Annotated in this window: 36 protein-coding genes; all 36 read left to right on the top strand. The window is 32.0% G+C overall.

What is annotated here, in order from left to right; translation table 11 throughout:
• Positions 1 to 33 precede the first annotated feature (33 nt).
• The 36 genes from rplB (at position 34) to AACP42_RS00080 (ending at position 22,394) form a co-directional block, all read left to right on the top strand.
• The gene (gene rplB / locus AACP42_RS00255) at positions 34 to 864 is read left to right on the top strand and encodes a 50S ribosomal protein L2 (RefSeq protein ID WP_069028295.1); all 831 of its coding nucleotides are present in this window, start codon (positions 34 to 36) and stop codon (positions 862 to 864) included.
• 12 nt (positions 865 to 876) lie between these two features.
• Positions 877 to 1,158 (top strand): 30S ribosomal protein S19, encoded by a 282-nt coding sequence (rpsS, locus tag AACP42_RS00250; protein WP_212508892.1) that lies wholly within the window; start codon positions 877 to 879, stop codon positions 1,156 to 1,158.
• Between the two features lie 20 nt (positions 1,159 to 1,178).
• A complete protein-coding gene (gene rplV / locus AACP42_RS00245) occupies positions 1,179 to 1,568 on the top strand; it encodes a 50S ribosomal protein L22 (RefSeq protein ID WP_212508891.1) in 390 nt (129 codons plus the stop codon).
• Entirely contained in the window at positions 1,552 to 2,310 is a 759-nt protein-coding gene (gene rpsC, locus AACP42_RS00240; protein WP_212775478.1) for a 30S ribosomal protein S3, read from the top strand. The genes rplV and rpsC overlap by 17 nt, the downstream gene beginning before the upstream one ends.
• Positions 2,288 to 2,710: a 50S ribosomal protein L16 gene (gene rplP / locus AACP42_RS00235; protein ID WP_011160582.1), complete on the top strand. Its 423-nt coding sequence runs from the start codon at positions 2,288 to 2,290 to the stop codon at positions 2,708 to 2,710. The genes rpsC and rplP overlap by 23 nt, the downstream gene beginning before the upstream one ends.
• On the top strand, positions 2,707 to 3,027 hold the full coding sequence (gene rpmC, locus AACP42_RS03085) for a 50S ribosomal protein L29 (RefSeq protein WP_069028291.1): 321 nt from the start codon (positions 2,707 to 2,709) through the stop codon (positions 3,025 to 3,027). Before rplP ends, rpmC begins: the two co-directional genes overlap by 4 nt.
• Positions 3,027 to 3,290, top strand: a complete 264-nt coding sequence (gene rpsQ / locus AACP42_RS00225; RefSeq protein WP_425311172.1) for a 30S ribosomal protein S17 — start codon at positions 3,027 to 3,029, stop codon at positions 3,288 to 3,290. The genes rpmC and rpsQ overlap by 1 nt, the downstream gene beginning before the upstream one ends.
• 12 nt (positions 3,291 to 3,302) lie before the next feature.
• Complete coding sequence (gene rplN, locus AACP42_RS00220) at positions 3,303 to 3,665, top strand: 50S ribosomal protein L14 (protein WP_212775479.1); 363 nt, start codon at positions 3,303 to 3,305, stop codon at positions 3,663 to 3,665.
• Between the two features lie 12 nt (positions 3,666 to 3,677).
• Entirely contained in the window at positions 3,678 to 4,025 is a 348-nt protein-coding gene (gene rplX / locus AACP42_RS00215) for a 50S ribosomal protein L24 (RefSeq protein ID WP_212775480.1), read from the top strand.
• A gap of 15 nt (positions 4,026 to 4,040) precedes the next feature.
• Positions 4,041 to 4,586 (top strand): 50S ribosomal protein L5, encoded by a 546-nt coding sequence (rplE, locus tag AACP42_RS00210; protein ID WP_227807361.1) that lies wholly within the window; start codon positions 4,041 to 4,043, stop codon positions 4,584 to 4,586.
• A 14-nt stretch (positions 4,587 to 4,600) separates the two neighbouring features.
• Positions 4,601 to 4,870 carry a 30S ribosomal protein S14 gene (rpsN, locus tag AACP42_RS00205; RefSeq protein WP_011160588.1) on the top strand — a complete coding sequence of 90 codons (270 nt, stop codon included), beginning with the start codon at positions 4,601 to 4,603 and terminating at the stop codon, positions 4,868 to 4,870.
• 21 nt (positions 4,871 to 4,891) lie between these two features.
• On the top strand, positions 4,892 to 5,284 hold the full coding sequence (rpsH, locus tag AACP42_RS00200) for a 30S ribosomal protein S8 (protein ID WP_011160589.1): 393 nt from the start codon (positions 4,892 to 4,894) through the stop codon (positions 5,282 to 5,284).
• A gap of 46 nt (positions 5,285 to 5,330) precedes the next feature.
• Complete coding sequence (gene rplF, locus AACP42_RS00195; RefSeq protein WP_212508888.1) at positions 5,331 to 5,885, top strand: 50S ribosomal protein L6; 555 nt, start codon at positions 5,331 to 5,333, stop codon at positions 5,883 to 5,885.
• Positions 5,886 to 5,894: 9 nt separating this feature from the next.
• Positions 5,895 to 6,248, top strand: coding sequence for a 50S ribosomal protein L18 (gene rplR / locus AACP42_RS00190; protein ID WP_042068032.1), 354 nt, complete (start codon positions 5,895 to 5,897; stop codon positions 6,246 to 6,248).
• Positions 6,249 to 6,262: 14 nt separating this feature from the next.
• Positions 6,263 to 6,778, top strand: coding sequence for a 30S ribosomal protein S5 (gene rpsE, locus AACP42_RS00185; protein ID WP_212775481.1), 516 nt, complete (start codon positions 6,263 to 6,265; stop codon positions 6,776 to 6,778).
• Positions 6,775 to 6,972: a 50S ribosomal protein L30 gene (gene rpmD / locus AACP42_RS00180; RefSeq protein ID WP_212508886.1), complete on the top strand. Its 198-nt coding sequence runs from the start codon at positions 6,775 to 6,777 to the stop codon at positions 6,970 to 6,972. Before rpsE ends, rpmD begins: the two co-directional genes overlap by 4 nt.
• Positions 6,972 to 7,409 carry a 50S ribosomal protein L15 gene (gene rplO / locus AACP42_RS00175; RefSeq protein ID WP_069028283.1) on the top strand — a complete coding sequence of 146 codons (438 nt, stop codon included), beginning with the start codon at positions 6,972 to 6,974 and terminating at the stop codon, positions 7,407 to 7,409. The genes rpmD and rplO overlap by 1 nt, the downstream gene beginning before the upstream one ends.
• A 2-nt stretch (positions 7,410 to 7,411) precedes the next feature.
• Complete coding sequence (gene secY / locus AACP42_RS00170; RefSeq protein ID WP_212775482.1) at positions 7,412 to 8,653, top strand: preprotein translocase subunit SecY; 1,242 nt, start codon at positions 7,412 to 7,414, stop codon at positions 8,651 to 8,653.
• Positions 8,654 to 8,671: 18 nt separating this feature from the next.
• Positions 8,672 to 9,325 carry an adenylate kinase gene (locus tag AACP42_RS00165; RefSeq protein ID WP_212775483.1) on the top strand — a complete coding sequence of 218 codons (654 nt, stop codon included), beginning with the start codon at positions 8,672 to 8,674 and terminating at the stop codon, positions 9,323 to 9,325.
• Positions 9,322 to 10,065 (top strand): type I methionyl aminopeptidase, encoded by a 744-nt coding sequence (gene map, locus AACP42_RS00160; RefSeq protein ID WP_212775484.1) that lies wholly within the window; start codon positions 9,322 to 9,324, stop codon positions 10,063 to 10,065. The genes AACP42_RS00165 and map overlap by 4 nt, the downstream gene beginning before the upstream one ends.
• Positions 10,066 to 10,140: 75 nt before the next feature.
• Positions 10,141 to 10,377 (top strand): translation initiation factor IF-1, encoded by a 237-nt coding sequence (gene infA, locus AACP42_RS00155; RefSeq protein ID WP_212775485.1) that lies wholly within the window; start codon positions 10,141 to 10,143, stop codon positions 10,375 to 10,377.
• Positions 10,378 to 10,389: 12 nt separating this feature from the next.
• Entirely contained in the window at positions 10,390 to 10,506 is a 117-nt protein-coding gene (rpmJ, locus tag AACP42_RS00150) for a 50S ribosomal protein L36 (protein WP_011160599.1), read from the top strand.
• A gap of 12 nt (positions 10,507 to 10,518) precedes the next feature.
• Positions 10,519 to 10,884 carry a 30S ribosomal protein S13 gene (rpsM, locus tag AACP42_RS00145; RefSeq protein ID WP_011160600.1) on the top strand — a complete coding sequence of 122 codons (366 nt, stop codon included), beginning with the start codon at positions 10,519 to 10,521 and terminating at the stop codon, positions 10,882 to 10,884.
• A 41-nt stretch (positions 10,885 to 10,925) separates the two neighbouring features.
• Positions 10,926 to 11,312, top strand: coding sequence for a 30S ribosomal protein S11 (rpsK, locus tag AACP42_RS00140; protein ID WP_212508881.1), 387 nt, complete (start codon positions 10,926 to 10,928; stop codon positions 11,310 to 11,312).
• 30 nt (positions 11,313 to 11,342) lie between these two features.
• Positions 11,343 to 12,335 (top strand): DNA-directed RNA polymerase subunit alpha, encoded by a 993-nt coding sequence (locus AACP42_RS00135; protein WP_212775486.1) that lies wholly within the window; start codon positions 11,343 to 11,345, stop codon positions 12,333 to 12,335.
• 43 nt (positions 12,336 to 12,378) lie between these two features.
• Positions 12,379 to 12,735, top strand: coding sequence for a 50S ribosomal protein L17 (gene rplQ / locus AACP42_RS00130; RefSeq protein ID WP_011160603.1), 357 nt, complete (start codon positions 12,379 to 12,381; stop codon positions 12,733 to 12,735).
• 171 nt (positions 12,736 to 12,906) lie between these two features.
• The gene (gene truA / locus AACP42_RS00125) at positions 12,907 to 13,638 is read left to right on the top strand and encodes a tRNA pseudouridine(38-40) synthase TruA (RefSeq protein ID WP_212508879.1); all 732 of its coding nucleotides are present in this window, start codon (positions 12,907 to 12,909) and stop codon (positions 13,636 to 13,638) included.
• A 47-nt stretch (positions 13,639 to 13,685) separates the two neighbouring features.
• Positions 13,686 to 14,309 (top strand): dTMP kinase, encoded by a 624-nt coding sequence (gene tmk, locus AACP42_RS00120; protein ID WP_212508878.1) that lies wholly within the window; start codon positions 13,686 to 13,688, stop codon positions 14,307 to 14,309.
• Positions 14,306 to 15,295, top strand: a complete 990-nt coding sequence (locus AACP42_RS00115; RefSeq protein WP_212775487.1) for a DNA polymerase III subunit delta' — start codon at positions 14,306 to 14,308, stop codon at positions 15,293 to 15,295. The genes tmk and AACP42_RS00115 overlap by 4 nt, the downstream gene beginning before the upstream one ends.
• 85 nt (positions 15,296 to 15,380) lie before the next feature.
• On the top strand, positions 15,381 to 16,238 hold the full coding sequence (rsmI, locus tag AACP42_RS00110; RefSeq protein WP_212775488.1) for a 16S rRNA (cytidine(1402)-2'-O)-methyltransferase: 858 nt from the start codon (positions 15,381 to 15,383) through the stop codon (positions 16,236 to 16,238).
• Positions 16,239 to 16,323: 85 nt separating this feature from the next.
• Complete coding sequence (gene metG, locus AACP42_RS00105; protein WP_212775489.1) at positions 16,324 to 17,886, top strand: methionine--tRNA ligase; 1,563 nt, start codon at positions 16,324 to 16,326, stop codon at positions 17,884 to 17,886.
• A gap of 237 nt (positions 17,887 to 18,123) precedes the next feature.
• On the top strand, positions 18,124 to 19,584 hold the full coding sequence (locus tag AACP42_RS00100) for an AAA family ATPase (protein WP_212775490.1): 1,461 nt from the start codon (positions 18,124 to 18,126) through the stop codon (positions 19,582 to 19,584).
• A 225-nt stretch (positions 19,585 to 19,809) separates the two neighbouring features.
• Entirely contained in the window at positions 19,810 to 20,193 is a 384-nt protein-coding gene (locus AACP42_RS00095) for a hypothetical protein (protein ID WP_212775491.1), read from the top strand.
• A 142-nt stretch (positions 20,194 to 20,335) separates the two neighbouring features.
• Positions 20,336 to 20,653 (top strand): thioredoxin family protein, encoded by a 318-nt coding sequence (locus AACP42_RS00090; RefSeq protein ID WP_034172118.1) that lies wholly within the window; start codon positions 20,336 to 20,338, stop codon positions 20,651 to 20,653.
• A 33-nt stretch (positions 20,654 to 20,686) separates the two neighbouring features.
• Positions 20,687 to 21,538 (top strand): tRNA pseudouridine(55) synthase TruB, encoded by an 852-nt coding sequence (gene truB / locus AACP42_RS00085; protein WP_212775492.1) that lies wholly within the window; start codon positions 20,687 to 20,689, stop codon positions 21,536 to 21,538.
• 118 nt (positions 21,539 to 21,656) lie between these two features.
• Positions 21,657 to 22,394, top strand: coding sequence for a pseudouridine synthase (locus tag AACP42_RS00080; protein ID WP_212775493.1), 738 nt, complete (start codon positions 21,657 to 21,659; stop codon positions 22,392 to 22,394).
• Positions 22,395 to 22,405 lie beyond the last annotated feature (11 nt).

Below are 22,405 nucleotides of genomic sequence, written 5' to 3'. Positions count from 1 at the left end.
AACGATTAAAAAAATACAAGGCAGGTATAAATTATGGCAATTAAAAAATATAAGCCTACTACAAATGGATGTCGTAATATGAGTGTTTCTGCTTTTTCAGAAATCACCACTCAAACTCCTGAAAAAAGATTATTGGTATCTCATAAAGACCAAGCCGGACGCAACAACCAAGGTAAAATTACAGTAAGACATCGTGGCGGCGGCGTTAAAAGAAAATACCGTTTAATTGATTTTAAAAGAAACAAAGATAACATTGTTGGCAAAGTAGCTACCATTGAATACGATCCAAACCGCAGTGCTAACATCGCTTTAATTCACTATGTAGACGGCGAAAAAAGATACATTCTTGCTCCTAAAGGACTTACAGTAGGGATGCAAATTGTCTCTGGTAAAGAAGCAGATATTAAAGTTGCCAATTGCCTTCCTTTAATGAATATTCCAGTAGGAACCACCGTTCATAACATCGAATTAAAACCAGGTAAAGGCGGACAAATTGCTCGTAGTGCTGGTTCTTTTTGTCAAATTATTAGTAGAGAAGACAAATACGTGCTATTACGTCTTCAATCAGGCGAAGTTCGCAAAGTTCTTGGAACTTGTCGTGCTACTATTGGAGAGATCGGCAACGAATCTTATAAACTAATTAATTACGGTAAAGCAGGCAAAAAACGTTTCTTAGGAATAAGACCAACAGTAAGAGGTTCTGCGATGAACCCGAACGATCACCCTCATGGCGGTGGTGAAGGTAGAGCTCCTATTGGACGCAAATCACCAATGACACCTTGGGGCAAAAAAGCTCGTGGGGTCAAAACTCGTGACCGTAAAAAAGCATCTAATGCTTTAATTATTAGACGTCGTACAAAATAAGGAGTTGTTAATATGCCACGTTCAGTTAAAAAAGGACCTATTGTTGCTAACCATCTATTAGCAAAAATAGAAAAACAAAAAAACTTAAAAAACAAAAAAGTGATCCAAACTTGGTCACGAAGTTCTACAATCACACCTATTTTTGTAGGACACAAAATCGCTGTTTATAACGGACGCGAACACATTCCAGTCTACATTACAGAAAACATGGTAGGACATAAGTTAGGTGAATTTTCCCCTACACGTACTTACCGCGGACACAACAAAAAAGACAAAAAAATGCAAAAAAAATAAAATAATGGGAAGGAATAACTATGGAAACCAAAAACGCCAAAGCGATTGCTAGAAAAGTTTCAATCGCCCCTCGAAAAGCACGTTTAGTTGTTGATTTAATTCGAGGAAAAAATATTGCACAAGCTCAAGCCATTTTAACTTTTACCCCTAAAGTAGCTGCTCCCGTTATTTTAAAACTTTTAAACAGTGCTGTTTCCAATGCTGTTAATAATTTAAAATTAAACCGCGAACAACTTTATGTTAAAGAAGTTTTTGTCAACGAAGGTTTGCGTTTAAAACGTATGTTTCCAAGAGCTAAAGGTTCTGGTGATATGATTAAAAAAAGAACCAGCCACATTACTTTAGTAATAACTTCTAACACAAACTTGCAAACATCAAAGGAGGAAGAACAAAGTGGGTCAAAAAACTAATCCTAACGGCTTAAGATTAGGCATTATTAGAACTTGGGAATCTCAATGGTGTGTTAATGATAAAGAAATTCCTAATTTAATTAAAGAAGATTTTTTAATTCGTAAACTAATCAATAATTTTACTAAAAAAAGTGCTATCAGTCAAATTGACATTGAACGCCTAAAAGAAAAAAATAAAAACCGTATCACTATTTCTGTCCACACCGCTAAACCAGGCGTTATTATTGGAAAAGATGGCGATACACGCAACAAATTAGTTGCCAAACTCAAAGAACTTACCCAAAAAGACGTTAATCTTAACGTGTTAGAAGTTAAAAACTCTGATAAAATCGCTTTATTAATTGCTCACAATATGGCTGAACAACTAGAAAATCGTATGTTTTTCCGCCGTGTTCAAAAAATGGCAATCCAAAAAGCCCTAAAAGCTGGTGCCAAAGGAGTAAAAACTTTAATTTCTGGTCGTTTGGGTGGTGCTGAAATAGCTCGTAGCGAAGGACATGCCGAAGGCAGAGTTCCTCTACACACTCTAAGAGCAGACATCGATTACGCTGCTGTTGAAGCTCACACTACTTATGGAGTTTTAGGAATTAAAGTATGGATTTTCCACGGTGAAGTTTTACCAGGACAAACCATTCTAGACACTAGAAAACCGTTTGCTTCCCAATCTTCTAACACTCCTAACAGACGCCCTCGCAATTTCAAAGGAGGCAACAATAATCATGTTAATGCCAAAAAGAACTAAATATCGTCGTCCTCACCGCGTTAGTTTTGAAGGAAAATCCAAAGGTAAAAACGTTATTGCCAACGGAAACCACGCTTTGGTTGCCAAAGAAGGTGCTTTTATCACTAACAAACAAATTGAAGCCGCTCGTATTGCAATGACACGTTACATGAAAAGAACAGGAAAAGTGTGGATCAACATTTTCCCACATCTATCCTTAACTAAAAAACCTTTAGAAGTAAGAATGGGTTCTGGTAAAGGTTCTCCTGAAGAATGGGTAGCTGTGGTAAAAACAGGTAAAGTTTTGTTCGAAGTTAAAGACACCACTAATTCTTCCAAAGTAGAAATGGAAGCTTTAAGACTTGCGTCTCACAAACTACCGATTAAAACTAAAATCGTTAAAAAAGGTGCTGAAGTATGAAAACTCAAGAAATTTTAAAATTAAATCCAGAAGAATTAGAAAACAAAGTAGACAAGTTAAAACAAGAACTGTTTGATTTGCGTTTTCAATTAGCTTTAGGCAAACTCACTAACACTGCCAAAATCAAAAAGCTTAAAAAAACCATTGCTCGCATCAAAACAATCCTAACCCAAAAAAGCAATCAACAAACAGCCACTACTCCAACTTTTGTCACTTCCACTGCCAAACCTGTTTTAGCAAATCAAAGCCCAACCCCACAACCAACTACCCCTGATTTAGATGACACTGTAGAAACTATCAAGGAGGAACAACAATAATGCAACGCAATTTTAGAAAAACTTTCGTAGGTAAAGTAGTTTCAGATAAAATGGATAAAACCATTACTGTTATTGTTGATATTTACAAAAAAGACTCTTTATATGGCAAAAGAGTGAAACAATCGAAAAAATTCCACGTCCATGATGAAAATCAAGAGGCCAAACCAGGCGATTTAGTTAATTTTATGGAAACAAGACCTCTTTCTAAAACTAAAAGATTTCGATTATTCAAAATTCTTTCCCATGCAAAGAGCGCAAAGTAAGGAGATTTTGAGATGATTCAACGAGAAAGTCGTTTAGTTGTAATTGACAACAGCGGCGCTAAAAAAGTTTTAGTTATTGGTATTTTAGGAGGCACTTGTCGTAGTCATGTAAATATCGGAGATATTGTATTAGTAACTGTTAAATCAGGTTCTGGTACAGTTAAAAAACATGACGTTCTAAAAGCTGTCATTGTACGCACCAAAAAAGGTCTAAGACGTAAAAATGGCTCTTACATTAAATTTGACGACAATGCTGTAGTACTTTTAAAAGAAGATTTAAATATTATTGGCACCCGTATTTTTGGTCCAGTAGTTAGAGAATTGAGTGATAAGAAATTTTCCAAAATAGTTTCTTTAGCTGAATTAGTTTTGTAAGGAGACAACTCAATGCGTATTAAAGTAGGAGAAACAGTAGCTATTTTAGCTGGCAAAGATCGTTTTGTAACAGACGAATCAGGTAAAAAAATGACTAAAACAGGCAAAGTATTAAAAGTTTTTACCAAAACTCAAAAAATTATTGTTGAAGGTGTCAACATCAAAACCAAACACCAACCCCCTTCCCAAAACGAAGAAAAGGGCACCATCGTTAAACAAGAAGCTCCCATTCATGTTTCTAATGTAGCTTTAGTTTGCCCCCAAACACAAACTCCCACTAAAGTAGGAATTCGCATAAAATCAGGTAAAAAATTTCGTTATGCTAAAAAATCAAATCAAACATTAGACGAAAAAAATTAAGGAGGCTTTGCATCAATGTCAATGAAAAAAGAAAATACTCTAGACTATTCCAAAATCACTGCCACCTTAATGAAAACTTTTAATTATAAATCCGTTATGCAAGTCCCAAAAGTAGAAAAAGTTGTCATCAATATGGGCGTAGGCGATGCTATTTTTAATGTTAAAGTTTTGGATGATGTAGTAGAAGAATTAAAATTATTAAGCGGACAAATCCCTGTTATCACTAAAGCCAAAAAAGCTATTTCTAATTTCAAATTACGTGAAGGCATGCCAATTGGAGCTAAAGTGACTTTAAGAGGAGCCCGCAAAGAGGCGTTTTTATACAAACTAACTCGTTTAGTTTTCCCCCGCGTAAGAGATTTTAGAGGCATTTCTGGTAAATCTTTTGACGGCAGAGGTAATTACGCTCTAGGATTAAAAGAACAAATCGTTTTTCCAGAAATTAATATCGACAAAGTTAAAAAAATTCGTGGCATGGATATCATCATTGTAACTACTGCCAAAAATAACACTCAAGCCAAAAAGCTTTTAGAGCTTTATGGTATGCCGTTTAAAAATTAAAGGAACTATTACTTATGGCTAAAAAATCCAAAATCGTAAAAGATCAAAAACAAAGAGAGCTAGTTTTAAAATATGCCAAACTACGCTTAGAACTTAAAAAAAAAGCTGACTATGCTGGATTGTCTCAAATTCCTGCCAAAGCATCACCTGTACGTTTAAAAAACAGAGATTCTATTGATGGAAGACCACGCGGATACATTCGTAAATTCGGCATTTCCCGCATTAATTTTAGGCAGTTAGCTCATCAAGGTAAATTACCTGGAGTCAGAAAAACCAGTTGGTAAAGGTAAAAAGGAGGCTCAAACATGGTTATGACAGACCCTATTGCAGATATGCTGACACGCATTCGTAATGCCAATCAAATGTCACATTTAAAAGTGTTAGTACCTGCTTCTAAGTTAAAATTAGAAATTTTAGCAGTTTTAAAAAAAGAAGGTTTTATTAAAGATTTTTATCTACCTCAGTCATCTCGCGAAATAATTATTAGTTTGAAATATGCTCCCAACAAAGAAAGAGTTATTAAAGGCTTAAAAAGAGTTTCCAAACCAGGACTTAGAGTTTATGCATCAGCAGAACAAATTCCTAAAGTGCTCAACGGTTTAGGAGTTGCTTTGGTTTCTACTTCTAAAGGAATTCTAACAGACGCTCAAGCTCGCCTTTCTCAAGTTGGTGGCGAAGTTTTAGCTTATATTTGGTAATTAATTGCCAAATCAAAAGTAGTTAAAGGAGATAAAGGAGAAAATTATGTCACGCGTAGGAAACAAAGCAATTGAAGTCCCTAATGCGGTTAAAGTTGATATCAAAGATAGAAATTTTATCTCAGTTGAAGGCCCTAAAGGAAAATTAGAATATCAATTCAATCACAAATTAACAATCACTAATGAAAACAAAGTCATCACAGTAAAACGCCCTAATGATGAAATTTTTATGAAAAAAATTCACGGCACCACTAGAGCCTTACTTTCCAATATGGTAGAAGGCGTAAGCAAAGGCTTTCAAAAAACCTTAAAAATTGTAGGGTTAGCTTATCGTGCTCAAATTAAAGATAAACAACTAATTTTATCTTTGGGTTTTTCTCATCCTGTAAGCGTTGCCATTCCTGATAATCTAGAAGTGGTAGTTAACCAAAACACAGAAATTGTTATCAAAGGAATTGACAAACAACTTGTCGGCGAATTTGCTGCCAAAAACGTAAAACTACGTAAACCAGAACCTTACAAAGGTAAAGGAATCCGCTACGTAGGACAATACGTTAGACAAAAAGCTGGGAAAAGTGCTAAAAAAACAAGAAAGGACTAAAAATAAGTTATGATAACCAAACAATCCTCTAACGTGCTTCGTAAAAAACGTCATCTTCGCCTTAGAAAAATTGTTTCAGGCACATCACAAAGACCACGTTTAAATGTTTTTAGATCTAATAAATTTCTTTATGTGCAAATAATTGATGACACCCAACAAACAACTCTATGCAGCGCTAATAGCAAAGAAGCCAATGTTTTGGGATCCAACATCAAAGCCGCTGAAGCAGTAGGCGCTCTTATCGCTAAAAAAGCCTTAGCCCAAGGCATTAAAAATGTTGTTTTTGATAGATCAGGGTATTTGTATCACGGCAAAATCAAAGCCTTAGCTGATGCTTGTCGTAAATCAGGCTTACAGTTTTAAAGGAGAAAAGCAAAATGAAAGCAATAAAGAAAGAATTTAACAAAAAAGCCCCTCTTTTAGAAGAAAAAGTTGTTAAAATTAATCGTATTACTAAAGTAGTTAAAGGCGGTGCTCGTTTTCGTTTTTCTGCTTTGGTAGTTGTTGGCGATAAAAAAGGGCAAATTGGTTTCGCCACCGCTAAAGCTAAAGAAATTGTAGAAGCTATTAAAAAAGCTTTAGAAAAAGCCAAAAAACAATTAGTTCGCATTCCTATTACAGGAACTACTATTCCTCATGATACTATTGGACGTTTTGGAGCGTCTAAGTTTTTTTTAAAACCAGCTTCCAAAGGAACTGGAATTGTTGCTGGAGGAAAAGCTGCTAGAACTATTTTAGAATTAGTAGGCATTAATGATGTTCGTACTAAAACTTTTGGTTCACGCACCTCTATTAACGTAATAAGAGCAGTAATGGATGGATTACAAAGTTTACGCACTAAAGAAGAAGTAGCTAAATTAAGAGGCATCACTTTAGCGAAAAAAGAACAATGAAATTAAAAATTGTTCTAACCAAAAGCCTTATTGCTTGTCGTGTTAATCAAATTAGAACCGCTCACTGTCTAGGTTTGAAAAAAATTAACAATCAAGTTATTAAAGATGACACTCCAGCCATCCATGGAATGATTAAAACCATCAGTCATCTTGTTGTAGTTGAAAAAGTTTCTGATACAAAGGAGCAAAAATAATGTTACACACACTAAAACCGGTCACTAATGCTCGTAAATCCACTAAACGTTTAGGACGTGGACCTGGTAGTGGCACTGGTAAAACTTCTGGTAAAGGACACAAAGGACAATTAGCACGTTCAGGAAAAACTTTGCGTCCCGGCTTTGAAGGCGGACAAATCCCTTTTTTTCAAAGAATTCCTAAAAGAGGATTTCACAACTTTGCCCAAAAAAGATACGCCCTTCTTAACCTTAAAACTCTAGAAACCTTTCCTCAAGATACCGTTGTTACTCCTCAATTATTGTTAGAAAAAAAAATAATTAAAGACCAATTATGTGGTATTAAAGTTTTGGCGCAAGGAACTCTCACTAAAAAATTAGTCGTAAAAGCTTCAAAATTCTCCAAACAAGCTCAAGCAGCCATTTTAGCAGTTGGTGGAAATATAGAGGTAATTTAAAGATGAAACGTCAATTAAAATTAGTTTTAGGTAATCGTAAATTAATGTTTCAAATCTTTTTTACCTTATTTATTATTTCTATTGTTTGTTTAGGAACTTCTTGGCCTCTTCCTTTTATTAATACTAAATCCCTTGATTTGTCCAAACTTTTTGGGTTTTTTTCCATAAATGCTGGTACTCTTTTTGGATTGGGAACCACTCCTTACATCACTGCTTCCATTGTAGTGCAATTTTTGCAAAAACTTCTTCCTATTTGTCGCGAATGGAAAGACCAAGGACAAATGGGCAAACGCAAACTTAATCTTTTAACACGTAGTCTTGCCTTATTGTTTGCTTTTGGGCAATCTTTTGCTTTTTTGAACAGTTATTCAAAACTTTTTTTCATATCAATAAGTACAAGCCAACTGTTTTTGTTAGCTTTAATTGCTACTGCAGGAGTTGCTATTTTAATTTGGTTTGCTGACCTTATCAATTCCAAAGGTATTGGAAATGGGACTTCTATTTTAATTGTTGTTTCGATGAGCCACAGCCTAATTAATCTATTTGTAAATCTGAACGAATCATATTTATCTCAAAACAATTTTTTAACTTTGAAAACTTTTAATTTTGCATGTATTGTTCTTTTACTTCTCTTATTTTTAATTTTTACTGTAGTTGTGCAAATAACATCTTTAAAAATACCTATCAATTATGCGCGCAATCAAGTGCAAGGAAAAAGCTACATTCCATTAAAAATTAATAGTGCAGGAGTTATGCCAGTTATTTTGGCATCTGCTTTATTGCAACCTTTCCAGATGTTAGCAGGAGTTATTGGGAATACAAAATTTACAGAAGTAGTAGATTTTTTTGCCAAAACTAACTTTCCTGAAAACCAAATTAACTTTTTTGCCATAGGCTTTTTAGTCTTGTTAGTAATTGTTTTTTCTTTCTTTTCTGCTTTTATGAATGTCAATCCTGAAGATATTTCAGAACATTTATCCAAACAAGATGCCTATATTGCAGGTTTAAGACCAGGTGAACAAACTACTCGTTATTTAGCTAATACCTTATTTAAAATCACTGTTTTAGGAACTGTTTTTATTGCTGCTCTTGTTGTAACACCTATTCTTGTGGAACATTTTTTAGGTTTGAAAGATATGAAATTAGGAGGAACCAGTTTGCTTATTATTGTTAGTGTAGCCCTTGAAACTATCCAACGCATCGAAGCTACTGCCAACAAAAAAGAATATCAAAAATTATTTTAATTAAGCAAACAAGACAATATGATACTAATATTATTAGGACCGCCCGGAATTGGTAAAGGGACTCAAGCTTCTGTTTTATCAGATATTTTAAAAATTAACCACATTGCAACAGGCGATATTTTTCGTAAAAATTTTAAAGAAAATACTGAATTAGGCATTTTAAGTAAAAAATTTATTGCTCAAGGACTTTTAGTTCCTGACGACATTACTAACCAAATGATAGCTGATTACTTGTCTAAGGACATCGCTACTAAAGATTTTTTATTAGACGGTTTTCCCCGCAATGTTTTGCAAGCTCGTTTTTTGGATGATTTTTTCAAAAACTCTCATTTATTTTTAACTAAAGTCATCTATTTTAACGCTGGCACCCAAGATTTAATGAAAAGAATTGTAGGACGGAGAATTTGTCCCGAATGTGGTAAGGTTTATCACATCGAAAACATTCCTCCCAAAATTCCAGGCATTTGTGACAAAGACCAAAAAACCTTAATTCAAAGAGAAGATGACAAACCAGAAACCTTCCTTAAACGCCTCAAAGTGTTTAATCAAGAAACATTGCCATTAGTGCAATATTATCGTGAACAAAATCAACTTTTTGAAGTAGATGGTATGCAAAACATCGATCAAGTTACTAAAATGATTTTAGAAGTTTTAGAAACAGACCGCAAATGATTTCCATCAAAACTCCTCATGAAATTGCTATCATGAAACAAGCAGGAAAAATCATTAACGAAGCCCACAGATTGCTTGCTTCCTTTGTTATTCCAGGAATGTCAACTTTTGATCTAGATTTATTAGCTAAGAATTTTTATCAAAAAAAAGGTGTTATTTCTGCTTTTAAAGGTTACAACGGATTTCCCAAACATATTTGTGCCTCAGTTAATGAAGTGGTAGTTCACGGCATTCCTTCCAAAAAAACCATCCTTAAACAAGGTGATATCATTACCTTAGATTTAGGAATTAACTATCAAGGTTATTATGTTGATTGTGCTTATTCTTATGCTGTAGGAACTGTTTGCCAAACTACTCAAAACTTGCTTGCACTTACTCAAAAAGCCTTATTTCAAGGTCTTTTGCAAATTAAACCCCAAAATCATTTTTCTGACATTTCTCATGCCATTGAACTTTTTGCCAAAAACAATAATTTAGGCATCGTAGAAGAATTTACCGGACATGGTATTGGTACATCTTTGCACGAAGAACCCTATATTCCTAATTTTGGCAAACCCCACGAAGGCACAATCCTACAACCAGGAATGACTTTTTGTGTAGAACCCATGTTTACTTTAGGAAATCCCGAAATTGCTATTTTGCAAGATAATTGGACTGTAGTTACCACAGACAAAAGTCTAAGTGCTCATTTTGAACACACAGTTTTAGTAACTCCTACAGGATACGAAATACTTGCATAATATGTTTTTCATTTTACCAAATTACATCACAACCACCCCCAAACCCAGAAATCAAAATTAAAGGAATCACTTTGAATGTCAAAAAACAATTTAAACGAAACTGAATCCAAAATTGAAATCGAAGCTAAAGTTGTTGAATTATTATCAAATGATAAATTTAAAGTAGAGCTTCCAAATAAAAAAACGATTATCGCTTATGTTTCTGGTAAAATACGTATCAACAACATAAGCATTTTACCTGGTGATAAAGTAAGAATTGAATTATCACCATACGACCCTACACGAGCACGAATCACTTATCGTTTTAAGTAAGGAGAAAAGATTATGAAAGTTAGAGCTTCAGTTAAAAAACGCAGTGAAGATGATATCATTGTTCGTCGTAAAGGACGCATTTATGTTATCAATAAAAAAAATCGTAGACACAATCAAAGACAAGGATAAAAGGAGATATTTATGGCGCGAATTGCAGGAATAGATATTCCAAGCGACAAAAGAGTAGTAATTGCACTAACTTATATTTATGGTTTAGGCAATAAATTATCTCATAAAATTTTAAACGAGTTAAACATTGACCAAAATATTAGAGTTAAAAATTTAACCGAACAGCAATTATCAGCTTTACGTAGTGAAATTACTAAATACAACGTAGAAGGCGACCTAAGACGTGAAGTTACTTTAAATATTAAACGTTTAATGGAAATTGGAGCTTACAGAGGGCTACGCCACCGTAAAGGATTGCCTGTAAGAGGACAAAAAACCAGAAACAATGCTCACACTGTTAAAGGTAAACCTAAAGCAATTGCTGGTAAGAAAAAATAATAAAATTAACTAAATAATAAAAATAATAAAGGAGAAAGGCATTGGCAAGAAAAAAAACTACCAAACGCAAAGTTAAAAAAAATGTTCCTTTAGGAATTGCACATATTCATACCACTTTTAACAACACTATCGTTACTATCACTGATCTTAACGGTAATGCTGTTACTTGGAGTAGTGCAGGTGCTTTGGGTTTTAAAGGAAGTCGTAAATCAACTCCCTTTGCAGCACAATTAGCCGCTGAAGCAGTTGCCAAAGCAGCGATGGAACACGGAATGGTTAAAGTAGAAACTTTCATTACAGGACCAGGTCCCGGAAGAGAAGCAGCTATCCGTTCTTTGCAAGCATCAGGATTAGAAATTACTGCTATTAAAGATGTTACTGCAGTACCACATAATGGTTGTCGACCGCCAAAACCTCCTAGAGGATAATAATCTTGTTCGACATTTCAAGGAGTAATTATGAAAAATATTAAATTTATTAAACCTTTTTTTGTTGAAGAAATTGATGAAAATCCTATTTCTGGGAAATTCACCATTAAACCTTTAGAAAGAGGATACGGCATTACTGTAGGAAACGCTCTAAGAAGAGTTTTGTTATCTTCTTTGCCTGGTACTGCTATTGTAAATGTTAAAATTCAAGGAGTAGAACAAGAATTTACCACTATTCCTGGCGTTTATGAAGATGTCATGACAATTATTTTAAATTTAAAAAAAATTGTTTTTGCCGTAGACGACGAATCAGATGATTTTGAAGAAAAACTAGAACTAATTGCCAAAGGACCACAACGCCTAACCGCTTCTTCTTTCGAACTGCCTGCAGGAGTTAAAATCATCAACCCCGATCATTACATTACCACCCTTTCTGATGATGTTTGCTTTCATATGACAGTTACCATTAAAAAAGGCATTGGTTATGTTGGCGCCAAAGACAACAAAGTTCACGGCGAAAATCAAGTAGGCGTTATTGCAATTGATTCTTTATTTACTCCTGTTGTCAATGTTTCTTATCAAGTAGAAAAAAAATTAGGCAACAAAGACGAATTAACTATTGAAATTACCACTAACGGCGCTCTTTTAGCTAAAGAAGCTTTAGCAACTGCAGCTAGCATTTTAGTAGATCATTTTAATGTTTTAGTAGAATTAAGCCAAAAACCTGCTCATGTAGAATTTGTTTCTGAATCTAAAAAAGAAGCTCACAATTACGTACTAGATTTAGAAATTGAACAACTAGATTTATCTGTAAGGCTTTTTAACAGTCTTAAAAGAGCAGGGATTGACACAGTTGCTGCTTTAGTAAAATTAAGTGAAAAAGAAGTTGTCAAACTTAAAAGCTTAGGACGAAAATCTTTCCAAGAATTAAAAGATAAATTTTTAGAATACGGTTTAGAATTCAATGATTATCTTAAAGAAGTTTTGCATCACAGCGTTGAAGAAGACAAAGACAAACATTAAAACTAAAAAACACATTAGAAAATAGAAAGGACAGATAAATTTTATGCCTTTTAGCAAATTAGGACGCAATAAATCTCAAAGAAGAGCTTTGTTAAGAACTTTAATGACTGATTTAATTGTGCAAGAAAAAATTATGATAACTGAATCCAAAGCTAAAGAATTACAAAAATTAGCTGATAAAATGGTTACTTTATCTAAAAAAAATACTTTGCATACTAGACGCCAAGCCAAAAGACATCTTTTTGATGAAAAAATCAACGATGACACTACAGTTTTGCAAAAACTATTTAAAGATATCTCCTCTAAATATCTTGATCGTCAAGGTGGGTATACTAGAGTTATTAAAACTGTTCCTCGTCGTGGTGATGGTGCTCCAATGGCAATTATTGCTTTTGTTTAATAACAATTAACCGAGCATTTTTAGGTTCTTGCTCAAAAAACTTAAATTATCAAAACCTTCTTATCTTAAGGATTAAGGAGGTTTTTTTAATATTAACCCCTTTTTTCTTCACTCCTTATTTCCCATTTTAAATTCTTAATAAATATTTTGTAGTTACACAAGGAGGCATTTTTGCAACACTTTTTTTATAAATTAATTTTAAGCTATGATGGCACTTGTTATTATGGATATCAAAAACAACCTCAAAAAATAACCGTACAACAAACTTTTGAAAAAGCTTTAAAAAAAATGACCCATCAAAACATCCCTAATTTTGCAGCTAGTAGAACCGATAAAGGAGTCCATTCCCAAGGGCAAACCCTCCATTTCCAAACCACTTTTTTTCTAAAACCCACACATTTCCAAAAAACTCTTAATTATTTTTTGCCTCCTGATATTAGAGTTAGACAAATGAACTTTGCCACTCCTAATTTTCATGCTCGTTATTCAGCGAAATCAAAAATTTATCAATATGTTTTTTCCAAAAAACCTATCAACGCTTTTAACCATCATTTTCAAATTTTTGCTGACAAACTTGATTTTGATAAAATCACCAAAGCCCTAAAATTTATTGAAGGCACCCATAATTTTTTTGCTTTTACTAGTGAGACCCAACCTAAAAATTTTTCTAAAACCATTTTTCAAGCCTTTCTCAAAGAAACTTCACACAAATATATTTTAGTTTTTCATGGAAACGGTTTTTTAAAATATATGATTCGTTTTTTGGTAGGAAGTTTAATTGAAATTGGTAAAAATAAACTTTCTTTGGAACAATTTCAAGCGATGTTATTAGGCAACACAACTAAAAAAGCCACCCTTTTGGCTCCTGCTAAAGCCTTAGTTTTAAAAAAAATTTTTTATTGATTTTGTGACAATAAATAAAAATACACAAAAAGGAGAATTTATACTAAATGTTTATTTCTTTTGAAGGTTGTGAAGGCACCGGAAAAACCACCCATTCACGTTATTTATTTGAAAAATTAAGTAAAAAATATTCGTGTGTTTTAACCAAAGAACCTGGTGGCGGTTTATTTAATGAAGTAATTAGAAATATTTTGTTGCATTCTTCTAACAAACAAATAGATTTCTACACTGAGGCTTTGTTATTTGCAGCAGATAGAGCAGAACATTTAAGCAAATTAATTATTCCTGCTTTACAACAAAACAAAATAGTTATTTGTGATCGTTATTTAGATTCGACTATAGCTTATCAAGTTTATGCTCGCGGTTTAAGTCAAGATTTTGTTTTAAATATTAATAATTTTGCTCTAAATTACATGCCCAACATTACTTTTTATCTAGATTTAGACCCTAAAATAGGCATTCAAAGAGTCAAACAATTTAGACCTAAAGAAATTAATTCGTTTGATTTGCAAAAACTGTCTTTTCATAAAAAAGTACGCAAAGGCTACCTTGACCTTTGTCAAAAAGACCAACAAAAAAGAATTTTTTTAATTGATGCAAGCAAGCCCTTGGAAAACATTTATAACATCATTGAACAAAAACTCAAAGAAGTCTTTCAAATAGAATTATGAACAAAACCCAATCTTTGTTAGCCAAATTTAACCAAATTATCCAAAATAATAAACTCGCCCATCTTTATTTAGTTGTTGGCTCCACTCTTTCCCAACAAAAATTATTTGTTTTGGGACTTGCCTATCGTATTTTCAAACCTCATGACCCTCATCTTTTGAAAAAAGATACCTTACTTAATTCGCAATACCCCAATTTTTATTATTTAACCAAACAAAACCATCTTTTTACCAAAGAACAAATTTTGCAATTTCAAAAAAACTTTTTGCAAACTTCTTTATTCGGAACCCAAAGAATTTATGTAATTGAAGAAATAGAAAAAATAACTACCCAAACTTCCAACAGTTTATTGCATTTTTTTGAAAATCCTTCCAACAACAATACTATAGGTTTTTTATTAACAAATAATTTAGAACAAGTTTTACCAACCATAGTTTCTCGTTGTCAAATTATTAATATCTCTGATACTGTGGATGCAAAATCACAAAATTTAGACTCTAAAACCAAATCCCAAATAGATGCTTTTGATTTTTCCTTAAGTAATTTAATAAATAAAAATTCCGATCAAATGGATTTATTTATTGCCAGCGATTATTATCAAAATTTTAAACAATTTTTTTTGGATTTTCTTATTCAATTCCCAAAAACAATTTCATTAAAATTAGCATTTTTTGACTCTCCTCTGCTTGCAAAAATTATCTCTTGTCCTCATTTTTTAAATGATTTTTTATCAGTGTTATTACGTTTTTTTTCTGATATTTTATATGAAAAAACACCTAACTCCAAAACACCCATTTATTTTTCCAAAACACAAATTTTAACAAATCCAGAATATCAAAAATACTATCAAACCCTACCCCTTCCAACCACTTTTAATATTTTAAAAATTATTCACCAAATTTACAAAAAACAAAATATATTATCTAATCAAGAAAATCTTTTCATGGCTTTGTTAATTCAATTAGAAGCCCAAAGACTTTCATTTTAAATCTTTAAAAATGTGCACCTCCCCCCCTATTTAAAGCAATATAAAATTTTGCACACACCCAAACCCAACAAATAAGGTAAAAAATATGTTATTTCAACAACAAAGTTTTTGCAACGCCAAACCTACTTTATATTTGGTAGCAACTCCCATAGGCAATTTAGAAGACATCACCTTAAGAGCACTTGCCACTTTAAAAGAAGTTTTTTTAATTTTAGCAGAAGATACTAGAAGAGCCAAAAAACTTTTACACACTTATCAAATCCAAACACCTTTACTTTCTTATTATGAACACAATCAAACAAGAAGGCTACATCAAATTTTAGAACTTTTATCACAAGGAAAAAATATTGCCTTAATTAGTGATGCAGGCACTCCTCTTATTAGCGATCCTGGGTTTTCTTTGGTTTGTGAAATGCAAAAACATGGTTTTAATGTGGTAGCGATTCCAGGAGTATCTGCTTTTTTAACTGCTTTTATGACTTCTGCCATCCCCTCACCTTTTATCTTTTTGGCTTTTTTACCCCGTTTGTCTCAAGCTTTGGAAAAATATTTACTCCAATATAAAAACGCCTCAGAAAGCCTTGTTATTTACGAATCTCCTCATAGAATTAAAAAGACTTTACTTTTAATACATAAATTATATGGTAATAGAAAAATTTCTTTAGCACGCGAATTGACTAAAAAATTCGAAACCATTATCAATGGCAATCTTGACTCTATTTTAGAATTTGATTTAATTAATAAGGGCGAATATGTCATTGTTGTTTCAGGTAACCCCAACCCCAACGAACATTTGCTTGCTCTAAGCATAAACGATCACGTTCTTTTTTACCTTAAATTAGGCTTTAACGAAAAAGAGGCTTTTAGCAAAGTTGCTCAAGAAAGAAACATTACCAAAAAAGAAATTTATCACCAATACAAAATCAAAAACCCCCAATCTTGATTTGATTTCCCAAACCACATGCAGATTTTTCCCAACAACCCACAATTAAAAAATATTTTTGTCACAATTTATTTAAGGAGTTTTTATGAAAACAACCCCCAACCAAAAACCTAAATTTTTTCTTTCCACAGCAATTGCCTATGCTTCTGGCATTCCGCACATTGGAAACGTTTACGAATCTATTTTAGCTGATGCCATTGCTCGTTTCAAACGCCTAGAAGGATTTGATGTTTTGTTTCAAACAGGAACCGATGAACACGGACAAAAAATTGCTGCCAAAGCTTTGCAACAAGGCAAAAATCCCCAAAAATACGTAGACCAAATATCTTTGGAAATTAAAAGAATTTATGATTTAATGCAAGTAAGTTACGATAAATTTGCAAAAACTACCAATCCCCACCACAAACAAACAGTTCAAGCCATCTTTTACAAGTTATGGCAACAAGGAGATATTTATTTAGGAAAATATCAAGGGCTTTATTCAGTTGCTGAAGAATCTTATGTGGCTGCCAAAGATTTAATTGATGGAAAAACTTTTAATGGTGAAACTCCTATTTTAATCAGCGAAGAAACTTATTTTTTTAAGCTTTCCAAATATCAAGCCCAGTTATTGCAATATTTAGAAAACAATCCCTCCTTAATTAAACCTGATGCCCAAAGAAAAGAGCTGTTAAATTTATTAAAAGAACCATTAGCAGATTTGTCTGTTTCTAGAACTTCTTTCAAGTGGGGCATTCCCGTTCCTTTTGACCCCAAACACGTTATTTATGTTTGGATTGATGCTCTAAGCAATTATCTAACCGGACTAGACTACAATCCTACATCCAAAAATAGTCAGTTTAATCGATATTGGCCCTGTGATATGCATGTTATTGGTAAAGATATTTTAAGGTTTCACCTTATCTACTGGCCTATTTTATTGATGGCACTTGAAATTTCACTACCCAAACAGTTTTTAACCCATCCATGGATTTTGTTTGATAAAAATAAAATGTCTAAATCTAAAGGTAACGTTTTGTACGTTGATGATTTGTTAAAATATTTTCCGGTGGATTCCATTCGTTATTTTGTTCTATCAGAAATTCCTTATGCTCAAGATGGTAATATCACTTATGAATTGTTAGTAGAAAGGCACAATAATGACCTAGCTAATGTTTTGGGAAATTTAGTTCATAGAGTTTTTGGGATGGTAAAAAGTTATCGCCAAAATAATTTATCCAAAACTTTAATTACAACTAATTTAGATCCCAAATTTGATTTATCCAAACAAGCTTTAGCAACTCTTCCTTTGGTTCTTCTCAAAATGCAAGATTGTAAAGTAGGAGATGCCTTGAAAGAAATTATGAATTTGGCTCGTTTTGCTAATAAATACATTGATTTGGTAGAACCTTGGAATTTATTTAAAAATCCTGAAAAACAACAACTATTAGACCACACACTATATTCTTTGGTAGAAACTTTAAGGTTTTTAGGAGTTTTATTGCAACCTTTTTTACCTCAAACTGCTCATAAAATTTTAACTCAACTCAAAGCCTCCGATATTACTTTTGAAAGTTTAGATACTTTCGGGCTTCTTTCAAGTCAAAAATTAGATAATTATCATATTTTATTTAATCGTTTGGAAATTGATGAAGTTTTACCTAGATAATTAAATTATTAACATACAATAATTTTATTTATTTTAATGAGTTTGCACTTTTTTGAAACTTCTTTATATTATTACATTTATATGTTCACATTTAAAATAATGAATTCATAATTAATTTTAATTTCTCGAAGAATGGGTATGGCTCCAATGATTATAATTTTAAAAAAGAACTTTTTGCGATGTTGCCTGGTCCTTTTTATAATATCTTTTTGGAATTATTTTCTTTTTGCAAATTTAATGGTAAAAGGGGCAATACCCAAAAAAACTAATCCAGAAAAAGAATCCAAACAACCACAATCACAAGAAACAATTGCTAAACAAACTGCCAAAAAAAGAACAAAAAGATCTTCCAAACAACAAAACAAAACGGATTTTGAGCCAATCTCAAGTGAAACTAAATTTAATGATGTGGCAGGGATGGAAGAAGAAAAACAACTTCTCCAACGTTTTATTGATTTTTTAAAAGAACCTAAAAAATATCATGAAGCAGGAGCCAAAATTCCTTTAGGAATTTTGTTTTATGGACCTCCAGGAACAGGAAAAACCTTACTTGCAAAAGCTCTTGCAGGCGAATCAGACGCATCCTTTTATGCTTTTAGTGGTACTGATTTTTTGCAAAGAATTCATGGTGATGGTGCTAAAAAAGTAAGAGATTTGTTTGAAAAAACAAAAACCCATAAAACAAGCATTATTTTTATTGATGAAATTGATTCTTTTGGTATTGCTAGAAACGATTTTAGCCAAAAAGAAAAAGAAATAACTACAGAATTATTAAATCAAATGGATGGGATTAAATCCAAAGATAATGAAAATAATGTCATTGTGATAGCTGCTACTAACAGAGTAGAATCTCTAGATTCTGCCTTGCTTCGTCCAGGACGTTTTGATTATGTAGTTAATGTTTTGCTCCCTGACCTTAAAGCAAGAAAAGCTATTTTAAAATTATGTGCTAAAGGCAAACAAATAGCTGATGAAGATATTAATTTAGAACAATTAGCCCAAGAAACCCAAGGATTCAGTGGCGCTCAACTCAAAGCCATTTTAAATGAGGCTTCAATGCTTCAAGCAGAAAAAAACAAAGAACAAGAATTGCAAAAAATTTCTTCTGAAACAATTATTCAAGCTAAAGAAAACGTTTTATTAGGGATAACAAATTCTTCCAAAACATATAATCACAAAGAAAAAGAAATTGTTGCTATTCATGCAGCTGCTAAAATAATTATCAGCCAAGTCAAAAACACTCATTTTTTAAGTTCGGTTTCTTTAATTCCACGCTCTTCGGATAAAATATTGACTTTATTTGCTAAAGAACAGACCCCTAATATTTTATTAAAAGAAACTTTAATCCAAGAAATTACCGTTCTTTTAGCAGGAAAAGCTGCTGAAGAAGTGATTTTCGAAACAACTATTGATAAAGCTTGTTCTGATTTTGTTGAGGCTTTCCACAAATCCCAAGAACTAACACGTTTTTTTGGTTATAATTCGATATCAGTTAAAGATAAAGAAGATTTACAAAGAGATATTTTAAAAAAATGTTTTTCTGATGCCAAAGCTTTAGTGAAATTAAATGAACCTTTAATTAAAGAATTGTCTCAAAAATTACAAGAACAAAATATCACTCCAATGCCACAAATTAAAGAATTTTTACAAAACAAACAAATAAAAGATATGAAAGAAATTAAAATTCAACCATTCTAACTTGCAAAAGGTTTTAACAAAACTACTATTTGGCATTTTATTTGCACTTTGCTTTTTGTCCTTTTTCTTTTATTATCAACAATTTTAATTTTTAAAACCATTTATTGGTTGTTTGCTATTCCTAAAAATTATTTTATTTTCAAGAAAAAAATTATCACCCCCTTTTTAATTGTGGTAAGTTTGTTGTTTTCTATTTTGTTGTTTTCTTTTGATTGCTATTATCATTTGCCTTTTATAAATTCCACTTCCAACATTGCTGTTTCTGATTTATTGAATAAAATTGATAATTATGAAACCAAAAAAATTACTTATGTTGCTAAAAATAGTTGGCTGGAAGGTTTTTATTACCATATCAAATTAATTGATAAAAACGGAGTCCCTTTTTATCGCAAACTAAAACCTATTTCTCAAAACATTTTGGAACAAAAAATAGCTTCTCTTAAATACAAAGATTTTATTTTCCAAGAAGAAAAATATTTTGATTGGTTAAACTTATTAATTAAAATAACCCTTTCTTTGTCTTCATTTGTGTTTTTGCTTTATGGTTGCCTTAACATTAAACGGATTAGAAAACAATTCTCAAACGAACAAATTTCCAAAAAAATATGATTCATAAAAATGCATTTTTTCATTTTGTTTTAAAAATTAAAATAAATAAAACATATCTTTATTAATTAACATTTTTTAAATTATAATAAATGGTGTATGCCAAAACCCAAACCCCAAAAAAACAAAAGGAGTTTTAAATATAATGAGTAATTTAATGAATTATCAAGGACAAGATTTTGAAACCATAACTGCCACACAACAATTGGTAGTTGTTGATTTTTTTGCTACATGGTGTCCTCCATGTCAAAGATTATTGCCTGTTTTGGATGAAGTTTGCCTTTTAGAAAAAGACATTCTTTTTTACAAAGTAGACGTTGATTTTTTTAGACAATTAGCATTAGAAAAAGGCGTTTCTGGCTTTCCCACCCTTATTTTATACAAAGATAAAAAAGAATTAGCAAGACATAGTGGGTTTCTAAATAAAGAAGACTTGCTTAAATTTTTACATTCTTATAAATAATTTTACCACAAACCGAAAGCAAAATCAAACGTTATGAACGGATTTTTTTTAGTCAACAAACCAGAAAAGATGACATCACATGATGTAGTTTTTCAAATTAAAAAAAAATTTCATTTTGACAAAGTAGGACACACAGGAACTCTTGATCCTTTAGCCTCAGGACTTTTAATTATTTGTGTGGGTAAAGCCACTAAACTGGCTTTTTTGTTCGATAAACTACCAAAAACTTATCAAGGAACCTTTCTTTTTAATAAACATTATGATACTTTGGATGTGACAGGTAAATTGTTGGATACCAAAAACACCCCTTTAACTGATTGTACCATCCAAAAAAGTTTTGCATCTTTTCATCAAAAAAAGTATTTGCAAATACCTCCTATGTTTTCAGCAGTTAAAATTAAAGGAAAAAAAATGTATCGTTTAGCACGCAAAAATCAAGTTGTAGATATTCCTCCAAGAGAAGTTTTTATTCATAATTTTGAAAAAACATCTTTGCTTTGTCGCGACCAAGTAGATTTTTTGGCACATGTTTCCAAAGGAACTTATATTAGAAGTCTTGCGCGCGATCTAGCTTTGCAATTAAATACTTATGGCGCTCTTCTTCGTTTGCAAAGAACTGCAATTAGCACGCATTTATTACAAAATGCTAAAACTATTGAAAATTTAGAACTCAATGATTTGATTTTGGATAGTACTTTTTTTGCTGCTTACGATGAACTTATTTTAAATGATTATTTAATTAAGTTAGTAAAAAACGGCACTCATTTAGACCAAAGACAAATAACTACTAAAAAACCTTTTATAGTTAAAGATAGTAATAAAAATTTTGTTGCTTATTATGATACCTTGGATGAAAATAAATATTATCCGCGTTATTTTTTTTAATTTGCAATATTTTTAATTATTAACTATTAGAAAAACAAAAGACATTTTTGAACAATATTTTAATAATAAGTTTTTAAACATCAAACCACACAATCAAGTAAGGAAGGATTGGAAAATAATGCAAAGATTACAAAAAGTTTTGGCTTATGCAAATGTGGCATCTAGAAGAAAAGCAGAAATTTTAATTTTAGAAAAACGCATTAAAGTTAATGGCAAAATTATTTCTGAATTAGGAACCAAAGTATCTTCCAGCGACATTATAACTTTGGATGACAAACTGATCACCAAAACCACTTATTCTTATTTTTTGCTCAACAAGCCCAATGGATTTCTTTCCACTGCCAAAGACAATAAAAAACGCCCTACTGTTTTGGATTTAATCGAAGAAGCAAGCATACAAAGATTATATCCGATAGGACGTCTTGATTTTAATACTACAGGACTACTTTTAATTACTAATGACGGCGATCTTACTCAAAAATTAACCCATCCTTCCTTTTGTATTCCTAAAGAATATCATGTTAAAATTAATGCTTGTTTGCAAAAAAAAGACCTTGCCACATTCCGCAAAGGAATTATCATTGATAAAAATTATTTGGCTGTTTGTAAAGAAATTGATATTTTGAAAAGTTCTTATACACCCAAACCTTCTACTTGGTTAAAGCTAGTAATAACTGAAGGAAAAAACAGGCAAGTTCGTAAAATGCTGCAAGCTTTAGGCTATCAAGTTTTAAAGTTAAAACGTTATCGTTATTCTTTTTTAACTATTGAAAATCTCACAATAGGTGCTTATCGCCCTTTAAAAATTCATGAAATCAAAAAATTAAAAACCTTAACTACTCAAATACCGCATTAATTTAGTAAATT

This window comes from Hydrangea phyllody phytoplasma (genome assembly GCF_036985185.1).
GTDB lineage: Bacteria > Bacillota_I > Bacilli_A > Acholeplasmatales > Acholeplasmataceae > Phytoplasma > Phytoplasma asteris.
This window is presented reverse-complemented; position numbering and strand designations above follow the sequence as displayed.